Consider the following 17,309-nt stretch of genomic DNA (forward strand, 5'->3'; position numbering starts at 1 on the left):
ACGAGCGACCGGCGGCGCCGTCCGTACCAGGAGGAACCCATGGACTTCCGGCTCAGCTCCGAACAAGAGGCACTGCGGGACAGCGTGCGGGACTTCGCCCGCGAGGTGGTCGCCCCGGTCATCGCCGAGCACTACGAGAAGCACACCTTCCCGTACGAGGTCGTCCGGCAGATGGGCAAGATGGGGCTGTTCGGGCTGCCCTTCGCCGAGGAGCACGGCGGCATGGGCGGCGACTACTTCGCGCTCTGCCTGGCCCTGGAGGAACTGGCCCGGGTCGACTCCAGCGTGGCGATCACCCTGGAGGCGGCGGTCTCCCTCGGCGCGATGCCGATCTACCGCTTCGGCACCGAGGAGCAGAAGGCGCAGTGGCTGCCGAAGCTGCTCAGCGGCGAGGCCCTCGCCGGCTTCGGGTTGACCGAGCCGGGCACCGGCTCGGACGCCGGCGGAACCCAGACCCGGGCGGTGCTCGACGAGGCGACGGACGAGTGGGTGATCAACGGCTCGAAGGCGTTCATCACCAACTCGGGGACCGACATCACCGCCCTGGTCACGGTCACCGCGGTCACCGGCACCCGCCCGGACGGCTCGAAGGAGCTGTCCACCATCATCGTGCCCTCCGGTACGCCGGGCTTCACCGTCGCGCCGGGCTACTCCAAGGTCGGCTGGAACGCCTCCGACACCCACGAGCTGACCTTCGACGACTGCCGGGTGCCGGCGGCCAACCTGCTCGGCGAGCGGGGGCGGGGCTTCGCCCAGTTCCTGCGCATCCTCGACGAGGGTCGGATCGCCATCGCGGCGCTCGCGGTGGGTCTCGCCCAGGGCTGCGTCGACGAGTCGCTGAAGTACGCCAAGGAGCGCCAGGCATTCGGCCAGCCGATCGGCAACTACCAGGCGATCCAGTTCAAGATCGCCGACATGGAGCTGAAGGCGCACACGGCCCGGCTGGCGTACTACGACGCGGCCGCGCGGATGCTCGCCGGTGAGCCGTTCAAGCGGCAGGCCGCCATCGCCAAGCTGCACGCCAGCACCGTGGCGGTGGACAACGCCCGCGAGGCGACCCAGATCCACGGCGGCTACGGCTTCATGAACGAGTACCCGGTGGCCCGTTTCTGGCGGGACTCCAAGATCCTGGAGATCGGCGAGGGCACCTCCGAGGTCCAGCGCATGATCATCGCCCGCGACCTGGGTCTGTAAGAAAGGGAGCCTGTCCGGCATCGGACTCGGCCGGGTCGGGTGGGCGACGTTCGGCTGCCTGCCGTCGCACTCGTTCCGTACCCTTCGTGCCCATGACTCCGGATCATGATCATCCGGCGGGTCCGGGTGGTCGTACCCCGATCGGCGAGCTGGTGCGCACGCACCGGCGGGCCGCCGGACTCACCCAGGCCGAGCTGGCGCAGCGGGCCGGCATCGGCGTGCGGACGGTCCGTGACCTGGAGCGCGGCCGGGCCCACCGGCCGCAACGCACCACGGCGGAGCTGCTCGCCGGCGCGCTCGGCCTCGCCGGTGAGGCCCGCGCCGCGTTCCTGGCCACCGCTCGCGGGCGGCGGGCCGGGACCCCGGCCGTCGGGGTTCCGCGACCCACGGCCGCCGCCGGGTCCGCCGCCCACGAACCCTCGGGTACGCCGATCGCGCTCCCACCCCCGGTCGAGCTGATCGGCCGGGAGCAGGACCTGGCCGACCTGGTCACACTGCTGACCACGGAGCGCCGGCCGGCGGTGGTGAGCCTGGTCGGGCTGGCCGGCGTCGGCAAGACCGCGCTGGCCCTGGCGGTGGCCCACGCGGTCGCCGGCGCGCACCCGGGCGGCGTGGCCGGGGTGCTGGTCGGCGAGGGGTCGGACGCGGCGGACGTGCTCGCCGCGGCGACCGCGGTCCTCGGCGCGGCCCGGCTGTCGGAGCTGGCCGCCCCGTTGCGCGGTCGGCCGACGCTGCTGCTGGTGGACGCCGTCGAGCGGGCTCCCGACCCGGTGGCGGAGGCGCTGCGGCGGCTCACCGACGCGGCGCCGACCGTGCGGGTGCTGGTCACCGGGCGGCATCCGGTCGGCCTGCCCGGAGAGCTGGTCCGTCCGGTCGCTCCGCTGGAGGTGCCCCCGGCCGACGCCGACCCCGCCGAGTCGGGGCGCTGGCCGGCGGTGGCCCTCTTCGTGGCGCGGCTGGCGCGGGTGCGCCGGGAGCCCCCCGGCCGCACCGAGCTGCGCGCCCTCGTCGCGCTGGTCCGGCGGCTGGGTGGGCTGCCGCTGGCGATCGAGCTGATGGCGGCCCGGGGCCGGATCCTCGACCTCGACGAACTCCTCGACCGGTACCGCGACCGGGTGCTCGACCTGGCCACCGCCGACCTGGGTCGGCGTGGCTGGGAGTCCGCCGAGCCGGCCGCGGGTGCCGGTGACGCCCGGACGGCGGTGGCGGTGCCCCTCCGCGAGGCGGTCGCCACCAGTTACCGCCTGCTGACCGACCACGAACGTGCCGCGCTGCGCCGGCTCTCCGCCTTCGCCAACCGCTGGTCGGTGGAGCTGGCCGAGGAGTTGCTGGCCGATCCGGCGGGCGGCCTCGCGGTGGACCCGGTGCCGCTGCTGGACCGGCTGGTCGAGCTGGGTCTGCTCAGCGTCCGGGGCGCCGGCCCGTTCCGGTTCCGGCTGCTCGACGCGGTCCGGGACTTCGCCGTCGAGCGGGCGGCCGGCCGGGGTGAGCTGACCGCGATCCGGCGTCGGCACGCCGTGGTCGTCACCCGGCTGGTCACCCGGACCGCACCGGACCTGGCCGGGGCCGGCCTGCCCGCCGCGGTGCGCCGGTTGGACGAGGCGACCAGCGACATCAGCGCGGCCCTGGCGCACGCGGCCACCGACGACCCGCTCACCGCGCTGCGCCTGGCGGTGGCGTCGGCCCGGTGGTGGCGGCTCCGGGGGCGCGATGTCACCGGCCGGCAGTGGCTGCGGCGGCTGCTGGCGGACCCGCGCACCGCCGACGCCGACCCGGTGCTGCGGGCGTGGGCGCTGCTCGGGGTGGCCCGGTCGGCCGCCGAGCACGGCGCGGGCGCGCAGGAGCTGTCGGCCGCGCGGGCGGCGCTCGCCACCTTCGTCGAGGCCGCGGACGTGACCGGGGAGCTGGAAGCGCGCACGGTGCTCTGCGCGTTGCTGCTCGCTCTCGGCGACTACGACGAGGCGCGGGCGCAGACCGAGGCGGTGCTGGCCCTGGCCTCCCGGCACGATCGGGTGCGGGACATGGCGGTGTGGCGCGGGGGTGGCGCGAGCGATGAAGCCCCCTGGTCGTACCCCTCGCTCAATCGCTCGCGCCGGCACCCCCCGGTGCGCCCCCGCGAGACCGAAGGCTAACCGTCACCGATGACCGTTCTGCGGTTATCGGCGCGGTTTTCCCGCCCCGGAGGGGCGGTTCTGCCGGTGGTTCTGCCGGTGCGTCGGGCCGGGTCGGTGGCGCCGGTCAGGCCTTCGCCTCGGGGCCGGGGGCGGGACCGGCGCTGCCGGCGGTCGCGCCCGGGTGGACGGCGTCGCGTACCCGGCGCAGCCCGTCGAGCATGGCCGCCAGGGCGTCGGGGGTGAGTTGGCCGGTGAACCACTGCTCGATGATCCGTAGGTGGCCCGGGAGGGTCTCGTCGAGCCGCTTCAGGCCGGACGGGGTGATCACGGCGTACGAGCTGCGCCGGTCGGACGGGCAGGCCCGGCGGAAGATCAGACCGTCGCGCTCCATCCGGTCCACCACCCGGGTGACGCCGCTGGTGGAGAGGGAGGTCTGCGCGGCGAGGTCGGTCATCCGCAACTGGTTGTGGGGTGACCGGACCAGCCGCATGAGCACCTCGAACTCGACCGCGGAGAGGTCGTGCTCCTCGAACTGGGCGGCGAACCGAGCGGTCAGCCCCGCGTGTGCCTCGTAGAGCAGGCCGATGGCGGTGATCCGGGGGTCGTCGAACAGGTTCTGGTCCACCTGGTCATCCTAACAGTGCTTGACACGGGGAATGTTGTTGTGGCTATAGTTGCCAAAGCAGTCGTTGGGCTACTAAACAAATTCCTGGAGGGCAGCTTCATGAGCACCGAGTCGGTTACCCGCGACTGGGACGGCCTTACCATCCCCACCGCCGGCACCTACCTGCTGGACGCCGCGCACAAGCGGGTCGGCTTCGTCGCCCGGCACATGATGGTCAGCAAGGTGCGCGGCGAGTTCGCCGACGCCTCTGCCACGATCACCATCGCCGAGGACCCGACGCAGTCCTCGGTCTCCGCCACCATCCAGGCGGCGAGCATCGACACCAAGCAGGCCGACCGCGACGCCCACCTGCGCAGCGCCGAGTTCCTCGACGCTGAGACGTTCCCGACGATCGAGTACCGCAGCACCGGGGTGAAGTCCCGGGACGGCAACGAGTTCGTGCTGCTGGGCGACCTGACCGTCAAGGGTGTCACCCGCCAGGTCGAGCTGGACGTCACGTTCGAGGGCGTCGGCCGCAGCCCGTTCGGCCAGGACATCTTCGGCTTCTCCGCCAGCGCCGAGATCGACCGGGAGGACTTCGGTCTGACCTGGAACGTCGCGCTGGAGACCGGCGGCGTGCTGGTCGGCAAGAAGATCAAGATCGAGATCGAGGGCGAGGCCATCCGCCAGGCCTGATCGACCCCCGTCGACCCGACGAGGCCCCTGCTTCCCCTGAGGCAGGGGCCTCGTCGTGCGTCCAGGTGCGAATTGTCACTGATTGTTCGCAGCTCGGCCGGGTGCCGGCAGCGGACCCTGGGTAGAGATGCCCCGGGAGTGCGTACCGGTCGGGGCTCTGGCCCTGGCGAGGTGGGCGCTCTTACCGTGGTGGTTCACAACGCGCGGCGGGACTACACGTTCCCGCGGCGCCTCGCGCCGGGAGGGCACATGGGTAGGGACGTCGAGCAGGGCGCCTTCTCCCGGGAGGACCGGGTCCGCTACCGGCAGAAGGTCCGGCGGTGCCTGGACGTCTTCGCGCTGATGCTGGACGACTTCGGCTTCGACGCCGACCGGCCCATGACCGGCCTGGAGATCGAACTCAACCTGATGGACCCGGCGGCCGAACCGGCCATGCGCAACGAGGAGATCCTCGCCGCCATCGCCGACCCGCTGTTCCAGACCGAGCTGGGGCAGTTCAACCTCGAACTGAACGCCGAGCCCCGGTTGATCGACGGCACCGGCTTCGCCGACTACGAGCGGGACCTGCGCAGCAGCCTCACCCGGGCGGACGAGCGGGCGGCCCGGTCGGACGCCCGGATCGTGCTGGTCGGCATCCTGCCCACCCTCACCGAGCGGCACCTGGTGGCCGACAACCTCTCCACCAACGAGCGCTACCGGGTGCTCAACGACCAGATCGTCGGCGCCCGGGGCGAGGACATCGAGCTGGACATCCGGGGCGTCGAGCGGCTCCAGACGCACACCGACTCGATCGCCCCCGAGGCCGCCTGCACCAGCCTCCAGTTCCACCTCCAGGTCGCCCCGGACAGCTTCGCCGACTACTGGAACGCCTCCCAGGCCATCGCCGGGGTTCAGGTCGCGGTCGGGGCCAACTCCCCGTTCCTGTACGGCCGCCAGCTCTGGGCCGAGACCCGGATCGCGCTCTTCGAGCAGGCCACCGACACCCGCCCCGACGAGCTCAAGGCCCAGGGCGTGCGCCCGCGGGTGTGGTTCGGCGAGCGCTGGATCACCTCGATCTTCGACCTCTTCGAGGAGAACGTCCGCTACTTCCCGCCGCTGCTGCCGATCTGCGAGGACGAGGATCCGGTGGACGTACTGCACGCCGGCGGCGTTCCCGAGCTGTCCGAGCTGCGGCTGCACAACGGGACGGTCTACCGCTGGAATCGGCCGGTCTACGACATCATGAACGGCCGTCCGCACCTGCGGGTCGAGAACCGGGTGCTGCCGGCGGGCCCCACCGTCGTCGACATGCTGGCCAACGCCGCCCTCTACTTCGGCCTGGCCCGTGGGCTCGCCGAGTCCGACCGGCCGATCTGGAGCCAGCTCACCTTCAGCTCGGCCGAGGAGAACTTCCACGCCGCCGCCCGCCGGGGGTTGGACGCCGTCCTGCACTGGCCCCGCCTCGGCGAGGTGCCGGTCACCAAGCTGGTGCTGGACACCCTGCTCCCGACGGCGGCCACCGGGCTGGACCGCTTCGGGGTGGCGCCCGCCGAACGGGACCGGCTGCTCGGCATCATCGAGCAGCGCTGTCGTACCGGCCGCAACGGGGCGGTCTGGCAGACCGAGGCCGTCTGGGCGGCCGAGCGGCACCGGGGCATGGACCGCGACGCGGCCCTGCACCATATGGCCAGCCGCTACGCGGAGCTGCAACGCACCAACGAGCCCGTCCACACCTGGCCGGTCGACTGACCCTGCCCGGCGGCTCGCCCCCGGCCCCGGCGGCGCGTCGCGGGGCTGCCGGGACGGGGGGCCGGTCCGGCTTCGGCGGGACCGCGCCGAGCGCGCGGGGTGGTCAGCGGGGGCGGCGGGTGCCGGAGGCGGGCGGGCCGGGTTCCGGCGCCGGCCCGGTGACCGGCTCGTCCGTGACCGCCGGCTCGACGCCCGGCCCGGCGGCTGCCGGCTTCCGGGACGCTGCCGGCTCGGCGGGCTTCGGGGACGCTGCCGCCCGGCCCCGTCGGGGCGGACGAGCTCGCCCTGCCGCACCGCTGGGAGGGGCGGCATCCCGGCTGCCCGCCGAGGCCGACGGGGCGTCGGCCACCGCCGGATCGCCCACCGTGACGGCGGCGCCACCCGTCGCCGGGTCGAAGGTCGCCGCGGAACCGGCCGCGACCTCGGTGACCGCGCCGGTGCGGCGGGCAGCGGCGCCGACCGGGGTCCGGTCGTCGGCCGGCAACGGGTCGGCAGACGTTGGCAGGTCATCCGGGGCGCCGGTCCGCTGGCGCGGCACCGTCACCGCGCCCCGGGCGGCGGCCCGCCGCTCGGCCCGCTGGGCGAGCGCGGCCACCAGCGCCGATCCGGCCACCCCGACAATGACCGCGTACGGCGCGATCAGGTGGGCCGAGACCTGCGCCGGGGCGATGGTCGCCAACCGGGGCACGGCGAGGAAGTACGCGACCGCCACGAGCAGCGGTCCAGCCGCCCCGGAGATCGCCGCGCCGAGCCGCCGCTCCGCCAGCCGGGCGGTACGCCGGGCGGCCAACGCGCCGATCATCAGCGCGGACCCCGTCGCGAGCAGGGCGCCGGGCCAGTAGAGATAGTCACGGACCCAGAACCGGACGCTGTCGTGGGCGATCTGCCAGATGCCGAGCTGGGCGCTGGTCAGGCCGCGCCCGGCGAGCACCCCGTCCACCACCGAGACCACGGCGAGCAGCCAGAGCCAGCCCACGGTGGCTACCACGTTGACCGCGACGGCCCGGGAGTGCAGCGCCCACACCGCCGCCACCAGCCCGACCAGCACGCCGATGCCGGCGTACCCGGCGGCTACGGTCTGCGGGGAGAAGGTCTCCGGCACGGTCGCCGCCCGGGCCGGCACGGCCACCAGCAGCACGGTGATGAGCGCGCCCACGGCCCCCGCGACGGCGAGCGTCACCCGGTGCAGCGTGCCGCCCGGCTCGGGCTGCCCGCCGCGCTCGTGCAGCCGCTGCGCGCAGACGGCGCCGAGGACGGCGGAGACCGCCGCGATCCAGGTCGCCCAGGCGAGGCTGGCGAACCAGGCCGCCTCGGTGGCCGTGGCATCGACCGGCGTCCAGTTGACGATGCCCAGGCCGTAGCCGAAGCCCAGTTGGGCCGCGCCCACGCCGGCAGCGACGCCGACCGCGGTGGCGACCGATCCTCCCCAGCCCCGTCCAGCCATGCCGGGGAGCGTAGCGTTCCCTGGTCGGCGCGGCGAGCCGTGCGACGGCGGAAGCACAGCCGGTGACGGGTGGGCGGGGCCCGTTACCGTCGCCGGTGACGAGGTGGGGAGCGCGATGACGGACGAAAATACCGGGCGGGACGCGGTGCGGCGACTGCCGGGCGGCACTGGCGACCAGGGGGCCGCCGGGGCGGAGCAGGGTGGCGGGCGAGCCGGTCGGGCGACCGTGCTGCTCGGCGGCGGCCTGGCGGTCGTCCTGCTCGCCGCGGTCGGGGCGACCGCCGGCTGGGTGCTGGCCGAGCCGGCTGATGATCCGCCCGCCGGCCCGCCGGTCGCGGCGGTGACGGACGTGCCCACCCCGGCCGGGAACCGGCCGACCACCGCGCGGCCGACGACCGGCCGGACCACGTCACCGCCCGCGCCGGACGACACGCCCGCCGGGCTGACCGTGCCACCCCTGATCGGTACGGACTTCGTGGCGGCCCGCGCGGAGCTGCGCGCCCGCAAGCTCGGCTGGCGGCTGGTCTTCGGCACCGGCTCGGGTCGGACCGTGCAGGGCACCGAGCCCGCCGCCGGCACGCCGGTGCGCCGGGGAACGACCGTCCGGGTCCACGTCGCCGGGCCCGCGCCGGCGGTGACCGTGCCGTCGCTGGTCGGTGAGGACTGCGACGACGCCGCCGACGACCTCGGCGAGGCCGGATTGTTCCCCCGGTACCGGACGGGCCGGGACGGCACCGTCGTCGACCAGGAGCCCGCCGCCGGTGCCACGGCGTACTGGAACGACCCGGTGGCCCTCACCTGCGGTGACGAGGTTCCCGCCACGAGCGGCGCCCCGGCGACTCCGTGACGGGCGGGTCGCCGCGCTGATCCCGGCCGCCGGTGACCGCGACGGCTACCTTGGACGGTCGAGGGCCGTGCCGCCCGCCCGGTGGGGAGAGGACGTGCGATGAGCGACGACCGCCAGGAGCCACCCGCCGACGATGCGACGCGCCCGCTGCCCCCGGCCGCGGACGACGGGACCCGCCCGCTGCCCCCGCCGGGCGACCGCCCCGCCGGGCAGCCGCTCGACGCGACCGCCCCGCACGAACCGGTGGACGCGACCGCGCGGCACGAGCCGGTGGACGCGACCCGGCCGCTGCCGCCGCCGGCCGACGACGCGACCCGGCGGCAGCCGGCCGCCGTGCCCGCCGCGACCGTGTGGTCCGGGCGGGCCGGGGTGCCGCCGCCCCGGCCGGCGGACTACCAGGAGCCGGTCGAGTGGTACGCCGAGGACCAGCGTGACCGGCGCTGGTGGACGCCGATCCTGCTGGCGATCCTCGCCCTGTTGCTGCTGGGGTTGCTGGGGGCCGGTATCTGGCTGGCGCTGCGGGCCGTCGAGGAACCCGGGTCCGACCCGGCGCCCCCGCCGGTGCCCAGCAGCGCTCCGGTCACCACCGCCGCGCCGACGACCACCGCGCCGACCACGGAGCCGCCGACCAGCCCGCCGACCACCACCGCCGTCGACCGGGTCCCGGTGCCGCCCCTGACGGGGGTGCCCAGGGCGTCGGCCGAGGCGATCATGGACCGGCTCGGTCTGTCGTACCGGGTGCGGACCCGGCCGTCGGACGACCAGCGGCCGGGCACGGTGATAGAGACCGACCCGGAGGCGGGTGAGCTGGTTCGCACCGACGAGGTGGTGACGCTGTTCGTCGCCGCCGCACCGCCGCCGACCCCGTCGCGGACCGAGGAGCCGGAGCCGACGCCCGAGGAGACCCCGACCCGGTGACGGCTCACCACCGCCGGCGTCTGGTCCCGACCAGGCCCAGCCCGGCCAGGGAGATGGCCAGCCCGAGCAGCCCGGAGTAGAAGAGCGACTGGCTGAGGCTCTGCGTCCCACCGGCCGCCGCGCCCCGGGTCGCCGGCCCGGCCACCGCCTCGCCGCCGGCTGACCCGTCGGCCGGCCGGTCGGAGTCGCCGCCGACGGCGCCGGAGTCACCGGCGAGATCGCCGCCGGAGCCGTCGGCCGGCTCGGCCGCGCTCCAGTCGTCGGGGTGGGTCGGGTCGCTGTCGTCGTCCGGGTCTTCGGAGCCCTCCCCGACCACGGTGATCTCGGGGGCGGGCACGGGCTCGGTCAGCCGGGTGGTCGACTCCGCCGGATAGCGGATCACCACCACGAGGGTGACGGCGGCGGCGACCAGCGCCAGCAGTCCGAACGCGTAGGAGATACGGGACCTGTGGTGCCGCCGCGCGGCGGGCATATCGACCATGGCCATCCCAGGTTCAGGGTCCGGGACGCGCGCGCGGGGTGGTGACTTTCGCCGGGGTGGGCGTACCGATTCTATGGCCGCGGTACGCCCCCCGGCCGGGTAATGGCGGGCTCAGCCCACCGGCACCGGGGCCCGGTTGAGGGGCCGCCGCGGTCGTACGGTGTGCGGACGGGACGGCGGCGCGGCCTGGAGCTGCCGGATCCCCGCCTGTTGTACGAAGATCGACCGCCGGTTGACCGCGTCCCCCGCCGCGTTCAACTCGTAGCCGTCGAGCCAGAGCCAACCGTCGTAGGTGGGCCAGTCGAGCACTCGGATGACCCGGAAGGTGATGGGCCGGCGGAACTGGACACTCGCCGCGCGAGTCACGTGCAGTACGTCACCGGAGCGGGGAAGCACATGGGCTCCTGGGAGGACATGGCCGGCGTTGCGAGCCGACCGGAGCTGATCGGGGGAAGGTCGTGCTGGTCCGGCTCGGGGTCGTGCCTCGTGGACCGGTGGATCGGTGGATCGGTGGTGCTGGTCGGGCCGTACCCGCGGTGGCGGACCGCCACCCGACCATCACCGGACTGCTCCCGGGTACCGCGCCCGCCGCCGCAGCCGTCGGGCGTGCAGCGGCGGGGTCATCACCCCGGGGCAGGTCTCGTCGTCGCGGTTGGCGCGGGTGCCTCGTCCGTCGACCCGAAGCCCGGTGGGATCACCACGCCGCGGGAGGGTTCGGGAACGCTGAGTAACCCGTGCCATACGGACAGACTGCATCAGCGATGTGCTCGATGCAAGTTGCACGTCGACTTTTGCCGATAAGTGAGCGCGACACGTGAACCGGACGCTTGAAGACGCCGACCTTGGGACGGCACACTGGACGCCGGTTTCGCCCGCCGCGGCCGGTCGACCACCGGCACCACCCCTGCCGCGAACGATCGCCCGCCGTTCGTCGGTCGCGCCCTCGGCGGGTGTGGACGCAGGCGCGAGCGACCGGAGGTAACCGGGTGAGCGCGAGGAGCGGGTCTTCCCGTCCGGCGAGCCGTGGGGTGACGCGGTGAGCGAGCGGCGCAGCCCCACCATCCGCCGTCGGCGCCTGGGCGCGGAACTGCGCCGCCAGCGCGAGGCCGCCGGGATCACCATCGAGACCGTCGCCGAGCAGCTCGAGTGCTCCGCCTCCAAGATCTCCCGGATCGAGACCGGCCACACCTCGGCCACGCCCCGGGACGTCCGCGACATGCTCCGGATCTACGGGGTGGTGGGCGTCGAGAGCGACGAGCTCGTGCAGATTGCCCGGGAGGCGCGGCAGAAGGGCTGGTGGCATCCGTACAGCACGGTGCTGGTCGGGGCGTTCGTCGGGCTGGAGGCGGCGGCCAGCTCGATCCGGGCGTACGAGCAGCAGGTGGTTCCCGGCCTGCTGGAGACCGAGGAGTACGCGGGCGCGATGATCCGGGCCGCACGTCCGGACTTCACCGCGGACCAGGTGCACCAGCGGGTGCGTGTCCGTCTGGGTCGTCAGTCGTTGTTGACCCAGGACGATCCGGTCGATCTGTGGGTGGTGCTCGATGAGGCGGTGCTGAGCCGGCCGGTTGGCGGCGACGCGGTGATGCGTGGCCAGCTCAAACGGTTGGTCGAGGTGGCGGAACTCCCGAACGTGACGCTTCAGGTTCTGCCTTTCGAGGTGGGTGCGCACGCCGGTATGGACGGCACGTTCACCATCCTCAGCTTCCCCGAACCGAGTGATCCCGATGTCGTGTACGCGGAGAACGCCACGGGTGGGCTCTTCCTGGAGAAGAGCGACGAACTGCAGAAGTACAGCTTCATCTTCGATCACATTCGAGCAGCGGCCATTCGCCCGGAGGAATCCATCGCTCACATCGCAAAACTGGCAGAGGAGCCGTTGTGGAAATGGCGACCAAGAGGGTCCGCAGGGACCTGACGCAGGCGACCTGGTTCAAGAGCTCGAAGAGCGGGCCGAACTGTGACAACTGCGTAGAGGTGGCGTACGTGCCCGGGGTGGTCGGGGTGCGGGACTCCAAGGACAAGACAGGTCCCGCCCTGGTCTTCGCCCCGGGTGACTGGCACGCCTTCGTCGCCGGCGCCCGGGACGGCGCCTTCGTCCAGCACTGACCGACGCAGCGTGGCGTTGACGACGGGCCGGTCGGGGAGTGCCCCGACCGGCCGTCGCCACTTCGGCCCCGTCTCGTTGAACCCTCGGTACGACGCTGGTCGACGACCGGCCGCACGATCGGAATCGAACGAGGCAGGCGAGACGGATGACGACGATCGGTTCAGACAACCTCACCAACGGACCGGGCAAGACCGAGCGGTTCGGTGGCAAGTACCGCGGCGCGCGTCGGGACACCGTGCTGACCGAGGTCGTGTCCACCGACACCGAGGTCGGCCGGGAGTCCGGGTCGGCGAGCCCGGAGCAGGCCGGTCCGCCGCTGTCGCTGCCCTCGCTGGACCCGAACCCGCTGACCGAACCCTCGTTTCCGCCGGCCGGCTGGCCGGTCGAGCCGACCGAGTCGCTGGTCGACCACCCGCTCCTGCGCGGCCTGCTGATGGAGTTGCCGCCGAAGGGGAGTGTCCCGCCGCCCGGTTGGCTGGACCGGTGGTTCGAGGCCACCCGGGCGATCCTGGAGCTGCTCTACGTGCAGGGCTCCGGCCGCCCGCGCTGAGGCCGGCGCCGCCCGCGGCGTGGGCGGCTTCAGCAGCGACGGTCCGCCGGGCGAGGCCCGCTCGGCGAGCCGGTTGTGCCGCAGCGCGAGGCGTACCCCGAGCGCGAGGACGGCGAGGCCGCCGACGGTGACCGCCGCCCCGGCCACGTCCGGTCGGGTCGTGAGGTCGAGCCCGCCGGCCGTCGCCAGCGCGGGCATCGTGGCCAGGGCGGTGACCTGCAACGGCAGGCCCACCAGCGGGTGTGCCGCGGCGGCCCGCAGGCCGTGCGGCGCGGGCGTGCCCGGTGCGGTGGCGAACGCGCCGGCGCCGGCCCGCAGCCGGCGTACCCGGGGCAGGGTGCGGGCCGCGACGACGAGCGCCGGCCCGGCCGCCAGGGTGAGCCCGGCGGCGGCCCGGTCGGCCGTGGTCGCGCCGGCGCCGGCCAGGGCGGCGGCGAAGACCGCCGCGGTCAGCCCGAGGGCGGTCAGGGTCAGGGCGGACAACCATCCGGTACGCCGCCGGAGTGCGCGGGCACGGTCCAGCCCGGGCAGTCCGTCCGCCACGATGCCGGCGGCCAGCCAGAGCGCGGCGGTCGGGATCAGGACGGCGAGCTCACTCTCCATGTCCGACAGCCTGGCCCCCGCCTGAGCCGGGCGGATCCAGGGCCGCCCCCGGTTCGACCCCCACGCGTCCCGTAGGGGGCCATCTCGCCGGTGGTATGGGCGAGTTGGCATGTTCAGCTTCCCGTTCTGCGGGACCTACTCTCGATTCGATCGGCATTCATCGATTCATCCGGCGTCGCGGGTGAACGGTCGGACGCCGGTCCGAGGGAGGTAGGGAGATGGGTCTTCCACACAGGTCCGTACTGGTCGGGGTGGCCGCCCTGGCCATGGTCGCGACCGCCACGCCAGCGACGGCCGCCGAGCCCACCGGTGCGATCCGCGCCGCGGGCGGAGCCACCGCCGTCGCGGACAGCTACATCGTCGTCTTCAAGGACAGCGCCGTCGCCCGCACCGCGATCGGGTCGTCGGTGAACCGGCTGGTCAAGCGGCACGGCGGCGCCGTGGCCCGGACGTACAGCGCGGCCGTGCGCGGCGCCGAGATCCGGGTCGACGCCCGGGCTGCCGCCCGGATCGCGGCGGACCCGGCGGTGGCGTACGTCGAGCAGAACCACACCGTGTCCCTGGCCGGCACCCAGGCCAACCCGCCGTCGTGGGGGCTCGACCGGATCGACCAGCGGGCGCTGCCGCTGAACAGCTCCTACACGTACCCGAACACCGCCGGCAACGTGACCTCGTACGTCGTCGACACCGGCATCCGGATCAGCCACACCGACTTCGGTGGCCGGGCCACCTGGGGCACCAACACCGTGGACACCAACAACACCGACTGCAACGGCCACGGCACGCACGTCGCCGGCACCGTCGGCGGCACGGCGTACGGGGTGGCCAAGGCGACCCGGCTGGTGGCGGTCAAGGTGCTCAACTGCTCCGGCAGCGGCACCAACGCCGGGGTGATCTCCGGCGTGGACTGGGTCACCGCGAACGCCGTCAAGCCCGCGGTGGCCAACATGAGCCTCGGCGGCGGGGCCAGCAGCGCCCTGGACACCGCCGTCGCGAACTCCATCAACTCCGGCGTGACGTACGCGCTGGCCGCCGGGAACAGCAACGCCAACGCCTGCAACACCTCGCCGGCCCGCACCCCGGCCGCCATCACCGTCGGCGCGACGACCAACACCGACGCGCGATCGTCCTTCTCCAACTACGGCACCTGCCTGGACATCTTCGCCCCCGGCACGTCGATCACCTCCGCCTGGAACAGCAGCGACTCCGCGAGCAACACCATCAGCGGCACGTCGATGGCGTCCCCGCACGTCGCCGGCGCCGCGGCGCTGGTGCTCGGGGCCAACCCCGGGTACACGCCGCAGCAGGTCCGGGACACCCTGGTCAACAACGCCACCAGCAACGTGGTGACCAACCCCGGCACCGGCTCGCCGAACAAGCTGCTCTACGTCGGCGACGGTGGCACCCCCCCGCCGCCGCCCCCGCCGCCGCCCGGCTGCACCGGCACCAACGGCACGGACGTCGCGATCCCGGACGCCGGGTCGGCGGTGAGCAGCTCGATCACCATCTCCGGCTGTGGGCGCAACGCCTCGGCGACCTCGACGGTGGCGGTGAACATCGTGCACACCTACCGCGGTGACCTGGTCATCGACCTGGTCGCCCCGGACGGGTCGGCGTACCGGTTGAAGAACAGCAGCGGCTCCGACAGCGCTGACAACGTCAACACCACCTACACGACCAACGTCTCCGGCGAGGCCGCGGACGGCACCTGGCGGCTCCAGGTGCGTGACATCTACTCGGCCGACACCGGCTACATCAACACCTGGACGCTGACCCTCTGACCCTGTTCCCACGCGCGAGGCCCCGCCCGGAACTCCGGGCGGGGCCTCGTGTCGCAGCTGCGGGGCCGGCTCAGACCGCGAAGGTCGGCGGCCGTTCGGTGGCCGGGGCCGGCGGCTTCGCCTTCCACAGGCCGGTCTTCTGCCCGGCGAGCCGGGTCAGGTAGGCCGGGTTGAGGATGACGTACCGGCGCCAGAGCCGCTTCGGCTCCAGGCCGAGCCGCCAGAACCACTCCAGCCCGGCCCGCTGCATCCACGGCGGCGGCTGCTTCAACAGGCCGGCGTGGTAGTCGAAGGCCGCGCCGACCGCCATCATCGGCATGTCCAGCAGCGGACGCATCGCGTACGTGAAGACCTCCTGGCGCGGGCAGCCCAGCCCGACCAGGACCAACCGGGCGCCGCTGGCCCTGATCCGGTCCGCGATCTCGACGTCCTCACCGGGCTGGACCTCGCGGAACTTCGACGGCTCCACCCCGGCGATCTTGAGGGCGGGGAACATCCGCTCCAGGGCCGGGATCAGCTTGCCGAGGGTCTCCTCGGTGGAGCCGTACAGGTAGACCGGCAGCCCCTCCTCGGCGAAGCGGTGCAGCACGTGCAGCGTCAGCGTCGGGCCGTAGACCCGGTCCGACAGGCCCGCGTGGTGCAGCAGGTTGAGCGCCCAGCGCACCGGCTGCCCGTCCGGGGTGACCACGTCGAAGGAGTTCAGCCGGGCGTTGTGCGCCGGGTCGAGCACCCCGGTCATCACCCCGTGCACGGCCAGCGCGGTCAGCGCCAGCGGCCGGCGGTCGCGCGCCGCGGCCACCACCTGCTCGGTCGCCGAGGCGTAGTCGGTCGCGTCGACCAGGACGCCGAGGACGTTGCGCTTGCTGTGTCCGGTCATGCCTGCGGCACCCACTTGTCGACGTTGGCCTCGTAGATCTCCCGCATGATCATGGGGACGTCGTAGACCTGCTTCCAGTCCGGGTAGTCGGCCTGGAACGCCTCGTTCGAGCCGATCCACCACTTGTGGTCGCCGATCCGGTTCGCCTCGACGTACTCGGTGACCATCTCCTGGCCGGTGATCTGCTCGGCCAGGGTGAACGCCTCGCGGTTGGAGGTGTTGGAGTGCCGCCCGCCGCCGAGGTTGTAGACCGCCGCCGAGCGGGGTTTACGGAAGAACGCCTCGAACGCGGAGACCACGTCCGAGCTGTGGATCGCGTCCCGGACCTGCTTGCCCTGGTAGCCGAAGATCTTGTACGTCCGGCGCTCCATGTTGGCCCGCATCACGTACCCGAGGAAGCCGTGCAGCTCGGTGGCCGAGTGCGCCGGTCCGGTCAGCGTGCCGCCGCGGAAGCAGGCGGTCCGCATGCCGAAGTAGCGGCCGTACTCCTGCACCATCACGTCGGCGGCCACCTTGGAGGCGCCGAAGACCGAGTGCAGGCAGGCGTCGATCGACATGTCCTCGCGGATGCCCTGCTCGTACGGGTGCCCCGGCTCGATCTCCCACCGGGTCTCCTGCTCCACCAGCGGCAGGCTGTTCGGCCGGTCGCCGTAGACCTTGTTGGTCGAGCAGTGGATCACCGGCGCCTCGATGCAGTGCTCACGCACGTTCTGCAGCACGTTGAGGGTGCCGCCGGCGTTGACGTCGAAGTCGGTGAACGGGTCGCGCACCGCCCAGTCGTGCGAGGGCTGCGCGGCCGTGTGGATCACCACGGCGATGTCCCGGCCGTACCGCTGGAAGAGCTTCGCCAGCGTGTCCCGGTCGCGGATGTCGATGCTGTGGTGCGAATACGCCGACCCCAGCTCGTCGGTCAACCGCCGGACGTTCCACGCGGTCGACGCCTCGGCACCGAAGAACTCCTGCCGCATGTCGTTGTCGATGCCGACCACATCGAGGCCGAGCCCGGCGAAGTGCCGGACCGCCTCGGACCCGATCAGACCGCCCGATCCGGTCACCAACGCGACACTCACACGCCACTCCTGATCAGTAGGAGGCTCAGAAACCACCGGAGCATAGCGTGACGTCCGGCACGTCCCGATACGAGACGAGGGCCCCGCAACTGCGGAGCCCTCGTCGATCTGGTGGGGATGGGGGGAGTTGAACCCCCACGTCCTTTCGGACACACGGACCTGAACCGTGCGCGTCTGCCATTCCGCCACATCCCCGTGGCACGACCTCGAACACTGTAGCGGTGCCCGCCCCGCTGTCGCCAGCGAGCCCCGGCGGATCGCGCGGTGACCTCGGTCGCAACGATCGGCTACC

Annotated in this window: 15 protein-coding genes, 1 tRNA gene and 1 pseudogene; 10 read left to right on the forward strand and 7 right to left on the reverse strand. The window is 73.4% G+C overall.

The window, feature by feature from the left end; all coding sequences use genetic code 11:
* The first annotated feature begins 39 nt into the window (after positions 1-39).
* Together V6U79_RS22215 and V6U79_RS22220 are read left to right on the forward strand one after the other, a co-directional pair.
* On the forward strand, positions 40-1,194 hold the full coding sequence (locus V6U79_RS22215; RefSeq protein WP_334615670.1) for an acyl-CoA dehydrogenase family protein: 1,155 nt from the start codon (positions 40-42) through the stop codon (positions 1,192-1,194).
* Positions 1,195-1,286: 92 nt separating this feature from the next.
* Positions 1,287-3,254, forward strand: a pseudogene (locus tag V6U79_RS22220) (ATP-binding protein); the annotation flags it as partial.
* Positions 3,255-3,432: 178 nt separating this feature from the next.
* On the opposite strand, the gene V6U79_RS22225 reads toward V6U79_RS22220, so the two are convergent.
* Complete coding sequence (locus tag V6U79_RS22225; RefSeq protein ID WP_334529088.1) at positions 3,433-3,933, reverse strand: MarR family winged helix-turn-helix transcriptional regulator; 501 nt, start codon at positions 3,931-3,933, stop codon at positions 3,433-3,435.
* Positions 3,934-4,032: 99 nt separating this feature from the next.
* Between V6U79_RS22225 and V6U79_RS22230 the strand changes: the two genes are divergently transcribed.
* Complete coding sequence (locus tag V6U79_RS22230; protein ID WP_334529085.1) at positions 4,033-4,608, forward strand: YceI family protein; 576 nt, start codon at positions 4,033-4,035, stop codon at positions 4,606-4,608.
* A 249-nt stretch (positions 4,609-4,857) separates the two neighbouring features.
* Positions 4,858-6,336, forward strand: a complete 1,479-nt coding sequence (locus V6U79_RS22235; protein WP_334529082.1) for a glutamate-cysteine ligase family protein — start codon at positions 4,858-4,860, stop codon at positions 6,334-6,336.
* A gap of 103 nt (positions 6,337-6,439) precedes the next feature.
* Here the strand turns inward: V6U79_RS22235 and V6U79_RS22240 are convergent, their stop codons facing one another.
* A complete protein-coding gene (locus V6U79_RS22240; protein ID WP_334615671.1) occupies positions 6,440-7,780 on the reverse strand; it encodes a hypothetical protein in 1,341 nt (446 codons plus the stop codon).
* A 115-nt stretch (positions 7,781-7,895) separates the two neighbouring features.
* Between V6U79_RS22240 and V6U79_RS22245 the strand changes: the two genes are divergently transcribed.
* A complete protein-coding gene (locus V6U79_RS22245) occupies positions 7,896-8,627 on the forward strand; it encodes a PASTA domain-containing protein (RefSeq protein WP_334615672.1) in 732 nt (243 codons plus the stop codon).
* 99 nt (positions 8,628-8,726) lie between these two features.
* Entirely contained in the window at positions 8,727-9,545 is an 819-nt protein-coding gene (locus V6U79_RS22250; RefSeq protein WP_334615673.1) for a PASTA domain-containing protein, read from the forward strand.
* Positions 9,546-9,549: 4 nt separating this feature from the next.
* Here V6U79_RS22250 and V6U79_RS22255 read toward each other — a convergent pair whose 3' ends face one another.
* Both V6U79_RS22255 and V6U79_RS22260 read right to left on the reverse strand, forming a co-directional pair.
* Complete coding sequence (locus V6U79_RS22255; protein ID WP_334615674.1) at positions 9,550-10,032, reverse strand: hypothetical protein; 483 nt, start codon at positions 10,030-10,032, stop codon at positions 9,550-9,552.
* Positions 10,033-10,137: 105 nt separating this feature from the next.
* Positions 10,138-10,422, reverse strand: coding sequence for a hypothetical protein (locus tag V6U79_RS22260; RefSeq protein WP_334529066.1), 285 nt, complete (start codon positions 10,420-10,422; stop codon positions 10,138-10,140).
* Between the two features lie 640 nt (positions 10,423-11,062).
* Between V6U79_RS22260 and V6U79_RS22265 the strand changes: the two genes are divergently transcribed.
* From V6U79_RS22265 to V6U79_RS22280, 4 genes are all read left to right on the forward strand, one after another.
* Complete coding sequence (locus V6U79_RS22265; protein ID WP_334529063.1) at positions 11,063-11,944, forward strand: helix-turn-helix domain-containing protein; 882 nt, start codon at positions 11,063-11,065, stop codon at positions 11,942-11,944.
* Entirely contained in the window at positions 11,914-12,135 is a 222-nt protein-coding gene (locus V6U79_RS22270) for a DUF397 domain-containing protein (protein WP_334529060.1), read from the forward strand. The genes V6U79_RS22265 and V6U79_RS22270 overlap by 31 nt, the downstream gene beginning before the upstream one ends.
* Positions 12,136-12,281: 146 nt before the next feature.
* A complete protein-coding gene (locus tag V6U79_RS22275; RefSeq protein ID WP_334529057.1) occupies positions 12,282-12,686 on the forward strand; it encodes a hypothetical protein in 405 nt (134 codons plus the stop codon).
* Between the two features lie 821 nt (positions 12,687-13,507).
* Positions 13,508-15,070, forward strand: a complete 1,563-nt coding sequence (locus V6U79_RS22280) for a S8 family peptidase (protein ID WP_334534246.1) — start codon at positions 13,508-13,510, stop codon at positions 15,068-15,070.
* A 70-nt stretch (positions 15,071-15,140) separates the two neighbouring features.
* On the opposite strand, the gene V6U79_RS22285 is transcribed toward V6U79_RS22280, so the two are convergent.
* The 3 genes from V6U79_RS22285 to V6U79_RS22295 all read right to left on the reverse strand — a co-directional run bounded on the left by V6U79_RS22285 (position 15,141) and on the right by V6U79_RS22295 (position 17,212).
* A complete protein-coding gene (locus V6U79_RS22285; RefSeq protein WP_334615675.1) occupies positions 15,141-15,947 on the reverse strand; it encodes a WecB/TagA/CpsF family glycosyltransferase in 807 nt (268 codons plus the stop codon).
* Positions 15,944-17,017, reverse strand: a complete 1,074-nt coding sequence (locus tag V6U79_RS22290) for an NAD-dependent epimerase/dehydratase family protein (RefSeq protein ID WP_334615676.1) — start codon at positions 17,015-17,017, stop codon at positions 15,944-15,946. The genes V6U79_RS22285 and V6U79_RS22290 overlap by 4 nt, the downstream gene beginning before the upstream one ends.
* 109 nt (positions 17,018-17,126) lie before the next feature.
* Positions 17,127-17,212 (reverse strand) — tRNA-Leu (locus V6U79_RS22295).
* Positions 17,213-17,309: the final 97 nt, after the last annotated feature.

Source organism: Micromonospora psammae (assembly GCF_036902725.1).
Taxonomy (GTDB): Bacteria; Actinomycetota; Actinomycetes; order Mycobacteriales; family Micromonosporaceae; genus Micromonospora.

Bases quoted from the DNA above. Each gene is read 5' to 3' on its own strand.
- V6U79_RS22215 (WP_334615670.1), top strand. From the start codon at position 40: ATGGACTTCCGGCTCAGCTCCGAACAAGAGGCACTGCGGGACAGCGTG.
- V6U79_RS22230 (WP_334529085.1), top strand. From the start codon at position 4,033: ATGAGCACCGAGTCGGTTACCCGCGACTGGGACGGCCTTACCATCCCC.
- V6U79_RS22235 (WP_334529082.1), top strand. From the start codon at position 4,858: ATGGGTAGGGACGTCGAGCAGGGCGCCTTCTCCCGGGAGGACCGGGTC.
- V6U79_RS22240 (WP_334615671.1), bottom strand. From the start codon at position 7,780: ATGGCTGGACGGGGCTGGGGAGGATCGGTCGCCACCGCGGTCGGCGTC.
- V6U79_RS22245 (WP_334615672.1), top strand. From the start codon at position 7,896: ATGACGGACGAAAATACCGGGCGGGACGCGGTGCGGCGACTGCCGGGC.
- V6U79_RS22250 (WP_334615673.1), top strand. From the start codon at position 8,727: ATGAGCGACGACCGCCAGGAGCCACCCGCCGACGATGCGACGCGCCCG.
- V6U79_RS22255 (WP_334615674.1), bottom strand. From the start codon at position 10,032: ATGGCCATGGTCGATATGCCCGCCGCGCGGCGGCACCACAGGTCCCGT.
- V6U79_RS22270 (WP_334529060.1), top strand. From the start codon at position 11,914: ATGGCGACCAAGAGGGTCCGCAGGGACCTGACGCAGGCGACCTGGTTC.
- V6U79_RS22275 (WP_334529057.1), top strand. From the start codon at position 12,282: ATGACGACGATCGGTTCAGACAACCTCACCAACGGACCGGGCAAGACC.
- V6U79_RS22280 (WP_334534246.1), top strand. From the start codon at position 13,508: ATGGGTCTTCCACACAGGTCCGTACTGGTCGGGGTGGCCGCCCTGGCC.
- V6U79_RS22285 (WP_334615675.1), bottom strand. From the start codon at position 15,947: ATGACCGGACACAGCAAGCGCAACGTCCTCGGCGTCCTGGTCGACGCG.